General features: G+C 71.5%; 11 protein-coding genes. All 11 read right to left on the bottom strand.

Annotation, left to right across the window (positions count from 1 at the left end; all coding sequences use genetic code 11):
* Nucleotides 1-66 precede the first annotated feature (66 nt).
* Nucleotides 67-1188 (bottom strand): aspartate aminotransferase family protein, encoded by a 1122-nt coding sequence (locus tag H958_RS0123715; RefSeq protein ID WP_028060473.1) that lies wholly within the window; start codon nucleotides 1186-1188, stop codon nucleotides 67-69.
* Nucleotides 1185-2096, bottom strand: a complete 912-nt coding sequence (gene argB / locus H958_RS0123710; RefSeq protein WP_037411347.1) for an acetylglutamate kinase — start codon at nucleotides 2094-2096, stop codon at nucleotides 1185-1187. The genes H958_RS0123715 and argB overlap by 4 nt, the downstream gene beginning before the upstream one ends.
* Nucleotides 2093-3319, bottom strand: coding sequence for a bifunctional glutamate N-acetyltransferase/amino-acid acetyltransferase ArgJ (gene argJ, locus H958_RS0123705; RefSeq protein WP_051324741.1), 1227 nt, complete (start codon nucleotides 3317-3319; stop codon nucleotides 2093-2095). The genes argB and argJ overlap by 4 nt, the downstream gene beginning before the upstream one ends.
* Nucleotides 3316-4308, bottom strand: a complete 993-nt coding sequence (gene argC, locus H958_RS0123700; protein WP_028060470.1) for an N-acetyl-gamma-glutamyl-phosphate reductase — start codon at nucleotides 4306-4308, stop codon at nucleotides 3316-3318. Before argC ends, argJ begins: the two co-directional genes overlap by 4 nt.
* Entirely contained in the window at nucleotides 4301-6706 is a 2406-nt protein-coding gene (gene pheT / locus H958_RS0123695) for a phenylalanine--tRNA ligase subunit beta (RefSeq protein ID WP_028060469.1), read from the bottom strand. Before pheT ends, argC begins: the two co-directional genes overlap by 8 nt.
* The gene (pheS, locus tag H958_RS0123690) at nucleotides 6703-7758 is read right to left on the bottom strand and encodes a phenylalanine--tRNA ligase subunit alpha (protein WP_028060468.1); all 1056 of its coding nucleotides are present in this window, start codon (nucleotides 7756-7758) and stop codon (nucleotides 6703-6705) included. Before pheS ends, pheT begins: the two co-directional genes overlap by 4 nt.
* A gap of 49 nt (nucleotides 7759-7807) precedes the next feature.
* On the bottom strand, nucleotides 7808-8509 hold the full coding sequence (locus H958_RS0123685; protein ID WP_028060467.1) for a TrmH family RNA methyltransferase: 702 nt from the start codon (nucleotides 8507-8509) through the stop codon (nucleotides 7808-7810).
* Nucleotides 8510-8587: 78 nt separating this feature from the next.
* The gene (gene rplT / locus H958_RS0123680; protein ID WP_028060466.1) at nucleotides 8588-8947 is read right to left on the bottom strand and encodes a 50S ribosomal protein L20; all 360 of its coding nucleotides are present in this window, start codon (nucleotides 8945-8947) and stop codon (nucleotides 8588-8590) included.
* Entirely contained in the window at nucleotides 8944-9147 is a 204-nt protein-coding gene (rpmI, locus tag H958_RS0123675; protein WP_028060465.1) for a 50S ribosomal protein L35, read from the bottom strand. Before rpmI ends, rplT begins: the two co-directional genes overlap by 4 nt.
* A 49-nt stretch (nucleotides 9148-9196) precedes the next feature.
* On the bottom strand, nucleotides 9197-9754 hold the full coding sequence (infC, locus tag H958_RS39885) for a translation initiation factor IF-3 (RefSeq protein ID WP_051324740.1): 558 nt from the start codon (nucleotides 9752-9754) through the stop codon (nucleotides 9197-9199).
* Between the two features lie 113 nt (nucleotides 9755-9867).
* A complete protein-coding gene (gene thrS, locus H958_RS0123665) occupies nucleotides 9868-11823 on the bottom strand; it encodes a threonine--tRNA ligase (protein ID WP_028060464.1) in 1956 nt (651 codons plus the stop codon).
* Nucleotides 11824-11838 lie beyond the last annotated feature (15 nt).

Here is an 11838-nt window from a genome sequence, read left to right as displayed (position 1 = left end):
GCCCGATGAACGGCCGCGCCGCCCGCGCGGCCGTTCTCACTTCACCCGTTTATCCGGGGGAAGTAGCTAGAGCAGCGCCGCGAGGCGCGCGAGCGCGTCGTCGATCTCGGGCGGCGAGACGATCAGCGGCGGCAGGAAGCGGAGCGTCGACGGCCCGGTCGCGTTGATGATCAGCCGCTGCTCGAGCAGCGCCCGCCTGGCGAGCTCGGGCGCGTCCTCGCGCTCGAGCTCGGCCGCCACCATCAGCCCGCGCCCGCGCACCGACGCGACGCCCGGCAGCCGGCGCAGGCCCTCCGCGAGCCGGGCGCCCAGCGAGCGGACCTCGGCCAGCAACGCCGGATCGTCGATCACGTCGAGCGCGGCGTGCGCGGCGGCGCTCGCGACCGGGCCGCCGGCGAACGTGGAGCCGTGGTCGCCGGGCGCGAACACGTCGGCGAGCTTCGGGCCCATCACCAGCGCGCCGATCGGCAGGCCGCCGCCGAGGCCCTTGGCGAGCGTCATCGCATCCGGAACGACGGGCGTCTGCTCGTAAGCCCACAGCGAGCCGGTCCGCCCCATCCCCGTCTGGACCTCGTCGAACACGAGCGCGGCGCCCGCCGCGTCGCACGCCTCGCGCGCGGCCAGCAGCACCTCGTCGGGCACGATGTTGACGCCGGTCTCGCCCTGGATCGGCTCCAGGAGCACCGCCGCGGTGCCCTCCCCCACGGCGCCGGCGATCGCCTCCGCGAACGGCGGGACGACGCGGAAGCCGGGCACCAGCGGCGCGAAGGGCGCCTGCTTGGACTCCTGCGGCGTCGCCGACAGGGCGCCGTAGGTCCGGCCGTGGAACGCGCCGTGGACCACGACGATCTCCCCGCGCGGGCGGAACTTGCGGACGAGCTTGAGCGCCGCCTCGTTGGCCTCCGCGCCGGAGTTGCAGAAGAACACGTTCACGCCGAAGGAGCGCTCCACGAGCCGCGCGGCCAGCGACACGTTGGCCTCCGTGGTGAAGAGGTTCGAGACGTGGATCAGCCGCCCCGCCTGCTCGCGGATCGCGTCCACCACCTTCGGGTGGCAGTGGCCGGCGTTGTTGACCGCGATCCCGGCGAGGAAGTCGAGGTACTCGTTGCCCTCGGAGTCGCGCAGCGTGCAGCCGGAGCCGGAGACGAACTCGACCGGATAGCGCGCGTACGTGGGTGCGAGCGTCATGTGGCAGGTCTCACCTTCGTGCCGATGCCGGCGTCCGTGAACAGCTCCAGCAGCAGCGAGTGCGGCCGGCGCCCGTCGATGATGTGCGCGAAGGTGACGCCGCCGTGGATGGCGTCGACGCACGCCTGCAGCTTCGGCCGCATGCCGCCCTGCAGCTGCGGGATCGCCACCTCGACCTCGTCGGCCCCGCACTCGCTGATCACCGAGTCGGGGTCCTGGGGATCGCGCAGCCAGCCGGAGACGTCGGTGAGGAAGATGACCTTGTAGGCGCCGAGCGCGCGGGCGATCGCGCCGGCCGCCTCGTCGGCGTTGACGTTGTGCGAGCGGCCCGCGCGGTCGTTGCCGACCGACGCGACGACCGGGATGTAGTCGGCCGCGATGTGGGTCAGCACGCCGGTGTCGACGCGCTCGATGCGGCCCACGAAGCCGATGTCCTCGCCCTCGGGCCCGGTCATCGTCGAGACGCGGAAGAGCTGCCCGTCGTCGCCGGAGAGACCCACCGCCGGCTGCCCATGGCGGTTGATGCGCCCCACGATGTCCTTGTTGACCTTGCCGACGAGCACCATCTTGGCGATCTCGACGGTGTCGGCGTCGCTCACGCGCAGGCCGCCGATGAATTCGACCGGCATGTCAAGCCGTTTCATGTAGGCGGTGATGTCCGGTCCGCCGCCGTGCACGACGATCGGGTTCAGGCCGACGTACTTGAGCAGCACGACGTCGCGCGCGAAGTCCTCGCGCAGCTCGGGGTCGGTCATCGCCGCGCCGCCGTACTTGATCACGACGGTCTTGCCGTGGAACTCCCGGATGTACGGGAGCGCCTCGAGGAGGGTCCCTACCCTGCCTCGCCCGAGCGACGTCTCATGGTCCTCCGCCGGCAGGGCGGCCTCGTCACCGCTTCGCTCGCTCATGTCGTGTAGTCCGCGTTGATCGTCACGTACTCGTGCGAGAGGTCGGAGAAGAAGACCTCCGCCTCGGCCTCGCCGCCCAGGGACACCGTGTACTCGACCTCGTCGCCCGAGACGGCGAGCGCGAGCGCCGCCTCGTCGTAGGCCACCGCGACGCCGCCCGCGCACACCTGCGCGTCCTCGATCCAGATGTCGGGCGCGAGCGGCGCGTCGTAGACGGCGCCGCCGACGGCCTGCGCGATCCGGCCCCAGTTGGGATCGCCGCCGTGCAGGGCGGCCTTGACGAGCGGCGAGTTGGCGATCGCGCGCGCGGCCTTGGCGGCCGTATGCTCATCGTGGGCGCGGACCAGCACGCGGCCGATGCGCTTGGAGCCTTCGCCGTCGGCGACGATCGCCAGCGCCAGGCGGCGCAGCGCCCAGTCCAGCGCCTCGCCGAAGCGCAGCTCGTCGTCGGACTCCGGCTCGATCGCGACGCCGGAGGCCCCGGACGCCATCAGGATCGCCGTGTCGTTGGTCGAGAGCTGGCCGTCGACCGAGACGCGATCGAACGAGCGCTTGACGCACACGCCGAGCAGCAGGTCCGCCGTCTCGGGCGCGAGCTTCGCGTCAGTCTGGACGAAGCAGAGCATCGTCGCGAACGCCGGCGAGATCATGCCCGCGCCCTTGGCCTGCGCGGTGAGCCGGACCGTGCCCGACGGCAGCTCGACGTCGACCGCGACGTCCTTGGCGTAGGCGTCGGTCGTCCGGATCGCCTCGCTGAAGTCCTCCGCCCCGTCGGGACGCAGCTGCGGCCGCGCCGACGCGATGCCCTTGATCACCGCCCGAGCGTCGAGCGGCACGCCGATCACGCCGGTCGACGCGACCGCGACCTGGTCCTCGCGCACGCCGGACGCCATCGCGGCGGCGCCCTGCATCCGCGCCGCGTCCTCGAGCCCGCGGTTGCCGGTGGCGGCGTTGGCGTTGCCGGAGTTGGCGACGACGGCGCGGATCGCCTCCAGGCGCACGCGCTTCTGGCACAGGAGGACCGGCGCCGCGAGCACGCCCGAGCGCGTGAAGCGCGCGGCGCTGACGGTGTCCCGGGCATCGGAGACCAGCAGCGCGACGTCGCGCGCGCCGGAGGGCTTCAGGCCCGCGGCGACACCCGAGGCGCGGAACCCGGCGGGAAGCTCGCCGGGCCGCTCGGTGACATGCGCCGGCGTCTCGAGCCAGCGCGACTGCGCGATCACAGACCCTCCCCTTCAGGCCGGCCGAACATCAGGTTCAGGTTCTGGACCGCCTGCGAGGCGGCGCCCTTCCACAGGTTGTCGAGCGCGGAGAAGACGATCAGCCGGCCCGTGCGCGGGTCCATCACGTACGAGATCCGGCAGTAGTTGGTGTCGCGGACCTCCTGCACGCCGACCGGGCCGCGGCGCAGCTCGACGAACGGCTCGCGCGCGTACGCGTCGTCGTAGAGCTCGGTCAGCTCGTCCTCGGTCGCGTCACGCGTCAACGTGACGTAGCAGGACACCAGCTCGCCCTGGTTGAGCGGCAGCAGGTGCGGCATGAACGTGATCGTCACGTCGTTGCCGAGCGCGGCCAGCTCCTGCTCGATCTCGGGCGTGTGACGGTGGCCTTCGATCTTGTACGGCGAGACGTTCTCGTCGGCGCTCACGAAGTCCTTCGCGCCGCGCCCGGCGCCCGAGACGCCGGACTTCGCGTCGACGATCGCGTCGCCGATCAGCCCGGCGCGGGCGAGTGGCGCGAGTCCCAGCAGCGTCGCCGTCGGGTAGCAGCCGGGGTTGGCCACGAGGCCGGCCGTCTTGACCGCCTCGCGCGTCAGCTCGGGCAGGCCGTAGACGCCTTGGCCGAAGAGCTGCGGCGCCTTGTGCTCGCCGTACCAGTCCTCGTAGATGCCGCGGTCGCGCAGGCGGAAGTCGGCCGAGAGGTCCACGACGCGCACGCCCCGCTCGCGCAGCTCGGCCACGACCGGCGCCGCAGCGGCGTGCGGGTAGGCGACGATCGCGGCGTCGACGCCGCCGTGCCGGTCGGCGTCGTAGGGCTCGAGCGCGAGCGGGACGCGCGTGCGCGGGTGCACCTCGTCGAGCCGCTGCCCGGCCTCCGCGCGCGCAGTCACGTGGGCCAGCTCGAAGCCCGGGTGGCGGTGCAGCAACTGGGCGGCGATCGCGCCGCCCAGGCCGGTGGCGCCGAGCACGGCGACCTTCACGGCGCTAGCCACGGAGCTCGCCTCCCAGCTTCGCCACCTCCGCCACGATCTTCTCGCGTCGTCCTCGCACGTCCTCGTCGGTCAGCGTGCGGTCGTCGGCGCGGAACTCGAGCCGCAGCGCGAGCGAGATCCGGCCCTCGGCCGCGTAGACGTCGAACACCTCGGCGTCGCGCAGCAGCGCGCCGCCGGCGCTCCGCACCGTGTCGACCAGCTTCGCCGCCGGGATCTCGGCGGGAACCCAGAACGCAAGGTCCTGCCGGATCGACGGGAAGCTCGTGAGGTCCTCGTAGAGCGGATCGACACGCGCCGCCGGCAGGACGACCTCGAGGTCGAGCTCGAAGCCCGCGACCCGGCCGAGGTCCCACTCCGCCGCCACGGCGGGGTGCAGCTCGCCCAGCCAGCCGGCGTCGGCGCCGGCGACCAGCACGCGCGCGGCGCGCCCAGGGTGCAGGAACGGCTCGCTCGTGCGCTCGACCGCGAAGTCGACCCGGATCGCCGCGAGCACCGTCTCCAGCACGCCCTTGGCGGCGAAGTAGTCGGCGGCCGGCGGCGACTCGTCGCGCCACGACGGCGGGCGCAGGCGGCCGGTGAGCAGCGCGCCGAGGTGGTTGCGCTCGTCGGGCAGCCGCGTGCCGCGCTGCTCGGCCGGCGTCGGCTCTCGCTCGGGGGCGCGGTTGAGGTACACCGCGCCCTCCTCGAAGAGCCGTACGTCCTCCAGCCCGCGCGCGCGGTTGTGGCGCAGGGAGTCCAGCAGCGAGCCGAGCAGCGTCGTGCGCATCACGGCCTGCTCGTCCGAGAGCGGGTTGCGCAGGCGCACGGGGTCGGCGAGCACGCCGTCGAGCCGCAGCCGGCGCGCGACCTCAGGCGACTGGAAGCTCCACCCGAGCGCCTCGGACACGCCCGCGCCGACCAGCGCGTCGCCCGCGCGGCGGCGCAGCTTCTGCTCGCGCGTCAGCCGGCCGGTCGCCCCGCGGCGCGAGGGCAGCGTCGACGGGATCTTCTCGAGCCCCCAGATGCGCGCGACCTCCTCGATCAGGTCGACCTCGCGCGTGACGTCGTCGCGGCGCCAGTAGGGCACGCGAACCGCGTCGTCGACGCCGAAGCCGAGCGCCGTGAGGATCCGCCGGGTCTCGTCCTCGGGCACCGGGGTGCCGAGCAGCCGCTCGGTCTTCTCCTGGCGCAGCACGATCCGCGCCGGCTCCGGGCCTGGCCCGCCCACGTCGACCGTGCCGGGCACGAGCCGCGCGCCGGTCAGCTCGAGCATCAGCTTCGTCGCGACGGCCTGGCCGTCGATCGCCTGCTCGGGCTGCAGCCCCTTCTCGAAGCGGCCGGAGGCCTCGGTGCGCAGCCCGAGGCGCGTCGACGTGCGCTGGATGTTCGGTCCGTTCCAGGTCGCCGCCTCCATCAGCACGGTCGTGGTCTTCTCCGACACCTCGGAGCGTTGGCCGCCCATCACGCCGGCGATCGAGGTCGGTCCCTCGTCGTCGCAGATGATCAGGATTTCGGGATCGAGCGTGCGCTCGACGTCGTCGAGCGTGACCATCGTCTCGCCCTCGCGCGCGCGCCGCACCACCAGGTGCCCGCCGGCGACGACGTCCCAGTCGAACGCGTGCAGCGGCTGCCCGGTGAGCAGCATCACGAAGTTGGTGATGTCGACGACGTTGTTGATCGGGCGCTGTCCGGCCGCCATCAGGCACGCCTTCAGCCACCACGGCGACGGGCCGATCGTGACGTCCTCGAACCGCCGCGCGGTGAAGCGCGGGTTCAGGTCCGGCGCCTCGACGTCGATCCGCACGCCCTCGATCTCGCCGGACGAGCCGGGGTCGGCCTCCCACGGGGCCGGCGCCAGCTCGGCGCCGGTCGCCGCGTGGACCTCGCGAGCGACGCCGTAGACGCCGAGGCAGTCGGGCCGGTTCTGCGTGATCTCGAGCTCCAGCACGTCGGTGGCGATCGGGAGCACCTCGATCAGCGGCGTGCCCGGCACCAGGTCGTCCTCGAGCACCATGATCCCGTTGTGGTCGGTGCCGATCGCGACCTCGTCCTCGGCCAGGATCATGCCCTCGGAGACGACGCCCCGCAGCTTCGCGCGCTTGAGCCTGGTGCCGTCGGGCATCACGGCGCCCGGCGAGGCGACCGCGACCGTCTGGCCCGCGCCGACGTTCGGCGCGCCGCAGACGATCTGCGCGACGTCCCCCTCGCCGATCGCGACGGTGCAGACCGAGAGCCGGTCGGCGTCGGGATGCTGCTCGCGCGTCAGCACGCGGCCGACGACGAAGTTGTCGAGGGCGCTCACACCGTGCGTGAGCACGTGGTCGACGGCGGTGCCGGTCATCGTCAGGCGCTCCGCGAGCTGGAACGCGTCCAGCCCCGGGTTCACGTACTCGTGGAGCCAGTGCAGCGGCAGCTTCATCCAAATTGCTCCAGCATCCGAAGGTCGTTCTCGTAGAACATCCGCAGGTCCGGGACCCGGTGCTTGAGGAACGCGATCCGCTCGATCCCCATGCCGAACGCGAAGCCCTGGATCCGGTCCGGGTCATAGCCGTGCTCGCGCACGTAGCCGAACACGTTCGGGTCGACCATCCCGGCGCCGAGGATCTCGATCCACCCCGTGCCCTTGCACAGCGGGCAGCGGCCGCCGTCGCGCAGGAAGCCGTGCGTGCAGTTGAAGCACGAGACGTCGACCTCGACGCTCGGCTCGGTGAAGGGGAAGAAGTGCGGGCGCAGGCGGACGTCGCGCTCGTCGCCGAAGATCGCGCGGGCGAACGAGAGCAGCGTGCCCTGCAGATCGCCGAGCGTCACGTCCTCGTCGACCGCCAGCCCTTCCACCTGGTGGAACTGCGGCGTGTGTGTGGCGTCGTTGTCGCGCCGGTACGTGCGCCCCGGGACGATGATGTAGATCGGAGGCGGCTGCAGCTCCATCGCGCGCACCTGCATCGGCGAGGTGTGCGTGCGCAGCACGATGTCGTCGGCGAGGTAGAACGTGTCCGCCTCGAGCCGCGTCGGGTGGTTGGAGAGGAAGTTGAGCGCGTCGAAGTTGTAGTAGACGAGATCGGCCTCGGGGCCTTCCGCGACGCGGAAGCCGAGGCCGAGGAAGACGTCCTCGATCTCGCGCCGGACGGCCGTGATCACGTGGTGGTGGCCGGCCGGGACGGCCGGCGAGCCCGGCAGCGTGACGTCGACCACGTCGGCCGCGAGCCTGGCCTCGAGCTCGGCGGCCTCGAGCTCGGCGCGCCGTGCCTCCACGGCCGCCTCGATCGCCTTACGCGCCTCGTTGGCGCCCTTGCCGACCGGTCCGCGCTCGTCCGGAGGCAGCTTGCCGACGTCGCGCAGGAGGTTCGGGAGCTCCGCCTTGCGGCCGAGGAAGCGCACGCGCACCTCTTCGAGCTCGGCGGTTCCGGTGGCCGAGGAGACCGCGGCCTCCCCTTCGGATCGCAGCGCGGCGATGCGGTCGGCGGTGCTCATGGGCGGCTGATCCTAGTTGGGGTCAGTTGAACGAAGGTCGTACCGGAATTCATCGACGGGCCCTCAGCTCGTAGAGGGCCACGGTCGCCGCCATGGCGGCGTTGAGGGAGTCCGCGTGGGCGATCGGGATGTGCGCGACGTCGTCGCACGCGGAGACGACGGCGTCGGGCAGGCCTTCGCGCTCGGCGCCGACCACGAGCGTGACGTCGCCGTCGGGTCGGAGCTCGTGCAGCGGCGCGCCTTCGCGCGCGACGAGCGCCACGCGCCGCCCGGGCAGCTCGGAGACGTTCCGCACGCGGGCGACGGGCATGCTGAACAGCGCGCCCATCGAAGCGCGCACGGCCTTGTGACCGAACGGATCGGCGCTGCCCGGGCCGAGCGCGACCGAGTCGGCGCCGAAGGCGAGCGCGCCGCGGATCACGGTCCCCACGTTGCCCGGGTCGTTCACGCCCCACAGCGCCACGCAGCGCGGCCCGATCGCGTTCGACCAGCGCTGCGGATAGACGCCGATCGCGCGTGTGCCCGAGCCGAGCTGCGAGACCTCGGCCAGCACGTGCGGCGCGACGCCGATGCCATGGAGCCCGCTGCCCTCCGCGACGTAGACGGCGCTGGGCGGCCAGCCCGCAGCCTCGGCGGCCGCGATCAGGTCCTCGCCCTCGGCGACGAACGACGCGAGCTTGTCGCGCCAGCGCCGGCCGTGGAGCTTGCGGACTTCCTTGAGGGCTTCGTTGTGGGAGCTGGTGATGGTCATCGGGGGTGCGGGACGAAAAAAAGGGCGCCGCTCCGGTTGGAGGGGCGCCCTTGAAGGCTTTCGGCGGTCTGAGGTTGCCTAGGCCGCCGCGGCCTCGCGAGCGCGGGCGGCAAATCGGCGGAAGGTCTCAGGGTCGCGCACGGCGATGTCGGCCAGCACCTTGCGGTCCAGCTCGACGCCCGCCAGCTGCAGGCCGTGGATGAACGTCGCGTACGTCATGCCCTCGGCGCGCGCGGCGGCGTTGATGCGGGTGATCCAGAGACGGCGGAAGTCGCGCTTGCGGTTGCGGCGGTCGCGGTACGCGTAGGCGTCCGCCTTCATCACCGCTTCCTTGGCGCGCTTGTAGGAGGAGTTCGCCTCCCCGCGGAAGCCCTTGGCCCGCTCCAGCACCTCACGGCGCTTCTTGCGGGCGTGGACGGAGCGCTTGACGCGGGTCATCGCCCGTTGCCTCCGAGCAGCTTGGTGACGGTCTTACGGTCGGCCTTCGAGATCTCGCGATCGAGACCCATCTCGCGCTTGCGCTTGGGCGACTTCTTCTCGAGGATGTGGCTCGAGAACGCGTGGCGGCCCTGCAGCTTGCCGGTGGCCGTCTTCTTGAAGCGCTTCTTCGCGCCGGAGTGGGACTTCATCTTGGGCATGACGAGCGGGGCAGTATAGCCAACTGCCCCGCGCGGCCTGCGGTGCCCGCTACGTCGTCGGCGCGCGCTGCGGGGCCAGCATCATCGTCATGTTGCGGCCGTCCTGCTGGGGCCGCTGCTCGACGACGGCGAGCTCCTGCAGCTCCTCCGCGAGGCGGTTGAGGATCATCTCCCCGCGCTCGGGGTGGGCCATCTCGCGCCCGCGGAACATGATCGTCACCTTGACCTTGTCGCGCGCCTTGAGGAAGCGCATGACGTGGCCCTTCTTGGTGTCGTAGTCGTGCTGGGCGATCTTCGGCCGGAACTTGATCTCCCGGACGTTGATCTGCTGCTGGTGCTTGCGAGCGGACTTCTGCTTCTGCGCCTGCTCGTACTTGTACTTGGAGTAGTCGAGGATGCGGACCACCGGCGGCTTGGCCTCGGGGGCGACCTCGACCAGATCGAGGTCCTTCTCCTGCGCCTGGCGCAGGGCATCCTGGGTGCGCATGACTCCCACCTGCTGACCGGTCTCGTCGATGAGACGAACCTCGGGAACGCGGATGCGCTCGTTGATGCGGGTGGTGTCGCGCTCCGGCGGTTGCCGGTCGAACCTTCTCGGGACCGGCACTAGCTCTTATTTTCGCGCGGCGTCAACTATGCGGGCGCGGTATGGGAACGCTTGATCAACGCAGATGAGTATAGCCGCGGATCGCGCATCTGTCATCTGCGGCCGATGCGCCGCTAGGACGCGATCTCCTCGCCGAGCCTCGCGCGCACGTCCTCGAGGCTCAGCGAGCCGAGGTCGCCCTCCTTGTGGCGGCGCAGCGAGGCCGTGCCGCCCTCCTGCTCGCGGTCGCCGACCACGAGCATGTAGGGAATCTTGCGCACCTCGGCGTCGCGGATCTTGCGCCCGATCGACTCCGTGCGGTCGTCGACCTCGATCCGCATGCCCGCGAGGGCGGACCGCACCTGGCGGGCGTACTCGAGGTGGCGGTCGGCGACCGGCAGGACGATGCCCTGAACGGGCGCCAGCCAGAGCGGGAACTCGCCGGCGTAGTGCTCGACCAGCATGCCGATGAAGCGCTCGAACGAGCCCATCAGCGCGCGGTGGATCATCACCGGCCGGTGCTCGGCGTTGTCGGCGCCGGTGTAGGTGAGCTCGAAGCGCTCGGGCATCACGTAGTCGAGCTGGACCGTGCCGAGCTGCCACGAGCGGCCGATCGCGTCGGTCATGTGCAGGTCGATCTTGGGGCCGTAGAAGGCGCCGTCGCCCTCGTTGAGCTCGAAGTCGAGCCCGCGGTTGACGAGCGCGCGCTCGAGCGCGGCCTCCGCCCGGTCCCACATCTCCTCCGCGCCGATCCGCTTCTCCGGCCGCGTCGACAGCTCCAGCCGCGGCTCGAACCCGAAGCGGTCGTAGATCGCGAAGCCGAACTCGAGGCAGCGGACGACCTCCTCCTCGATCTGGTCCTCGGCGCAGAAGATGTGGGCGTCGTCCTGCGTGATGTGGCGGACTCGCAGCAGGCCGTGCAGCGTCCCGCTCGGCTCGTGCCGGTGCACGAGCCCCTGCTCGGAGTAGCGGATCGGCAGGTCGCGGTAGGAGTGGCGCGCGTTCTTGTAGAGCTGGACGTGCGCCGGGCAGTTCATCGGCTTGAGGCCCATGCTCTGGCCCTCGACGTCCGTGAAGTACATGTTGTCCCGGTACACGTGCCAATGCCCGGACTGCTTGAACAGCTCGCTGTCGTAGAGGATCGGCGTCTTGACCTCGCGATAGCCGCGCTCGCCGTTCTCCTCGCGCCACAGCTTCGTCAGCTCGTTCCAGATCTCCATGCCGTTCGGCAGCCAGAACGGCGAGCCCGGTGAGAGCTCGGAGAACATGTAGAGGTCGAGCTCCTTGCCGAGCTTGCGGTGATCGCGCTTGCGCGCCTCTTCGACGCGCTCGAGGTACGCGGCGAGCTCGGCCTTGCTCCCGAAGGCGGTGCCGTAGATGCGCGTGAGCATCTGGCGCTTGGCGTCGCCGCGCCAGTAGGCGCCGGCCACCGAGAGCAGCTTGAACGCCTTCACGCGGCCGGTGGTCGGCGCGTGCGGGCCGCGGCAGAGGTCGAGGAAGTCGCCGTTGCGGTACAGGCTGACGGTCTTCACGCCCTGGTTCTTGACCAGGTCCTCGATCAGCTCGACCTTGTACGGCTGGTCCTCGCGCAGGTAGCGGTCGATCGCCTCGGCGGTCGTGACCTCGGAGCGCTCGAACGGCTCGTCGGCCTTGACGTGCTCGCGCATCTTGGCCTCGATCGCCGGGAAGTCCTCCTCGTTGATCGTGACGCCGGGCGGGAACTCGAAGTCGTAGTAGAAGCCGTCGGCGATCGGCGGCCCGATCGACACCTTGGTGCCGGGATAGAGCTCGAGCACCGACTCCGCGAGCACGTGCGCGATGTCGTGGCGCAGGAGCTTGAGCGCGTCGCCGTCTCCGTCCTTGGCGGTCACGATCTCGACCGTCTCGCCTTCGCCGAGCGGCTGCGAGAGGTCGCGGATGCGGCCGCTGTCGTACGCCGTCCCGTCGCGCTTCTCCGTCCCGTCGCCGTTGAGGACGCGGATGGCCATCGCGGCGCGGGCGAGGCCCGGGCCGATGTCGGCGGCGAGATCGGCGCCGGTGGCGCCGTCGGGGAGGTCGCGGTGTGATCCGTCGGGAAGCTGGACGCGCATCGGCGGGTGAGATTA

The sequence above is a fragment of the Candidatus Solirubrobacter pratensis genome (genome assembly GCF_000425945.1).
In the GTDB taxonomy this organism is placed as follows: domain Bacteria; phylum Actinomycetota; class Thermoleophilia; order Solirubrobacterales; family Solirubrobacteraceae; genus Solirubrobacter; species Solirubrobacter pratensis.
This window is presented reverse-complemented; position numbering and strand designations above follow the sequence as displayed.

Excerpts from the sequence above, each read along its gene's own strand:
- rpmI (WP_028060465.1), bottom strand. The coding sequence starts at position 9,147 with ATGCCCAAGATGAAGTCCCACTCCGGCGCGAAGAAGCGCTTCAAGAAG.
- rplT (WP_028060466.1), bottom strand. The coding sequence starts at position 8,947 with ATGACCCGCGTCAAGCGCTCCGTCCACGCCCGCAAGAAGCGCCGTGAG.
- pheT (WP_028060469.1), bottom strand. The coding sequence starts at position 6,706 with ATGAAGCTGCCGCTGCACTGGCTCCACGAGTACGTGAACCCGGGGCTG.
- H958_RS0123685 (WP_028060467.1), bottom strand. The coding sequence starts at position 8,509 with ATGACCATCACCAGCTCCCACAACGAAGCCCTCAAGGAAGTCCGCAAG.
- pheS (WP_028060468.1), bottom strand. The coding sequence starts at position 7,758 with ATGAGCACCGCCGACCGCATCGCCGCGCTGCGATCCGAAGGGGAGGCC.
- thrS (WP_028060464.1), bottom strand. The coding sequence starts at position 11,823 with ATGCGCGTCCAGCTTCCCGACGGATCACACCGCGACCTCCCCGACGGC.
- H958_RS0123715 (WP_028060473.1), bottom strand. The coding sequence starts at position 1,188 with ATGACGCTCGCACCCACGTACGCGCGCTATCCGGTCGAGTTCGTCTCC.
- argB (WP_037411347.1), bottom strand. The coding sequence starts at position 2,096 with ATGAGCGAGCGAAGCGGTGACGAGGCCGCCCTGCCGGCGGAGGACCAT.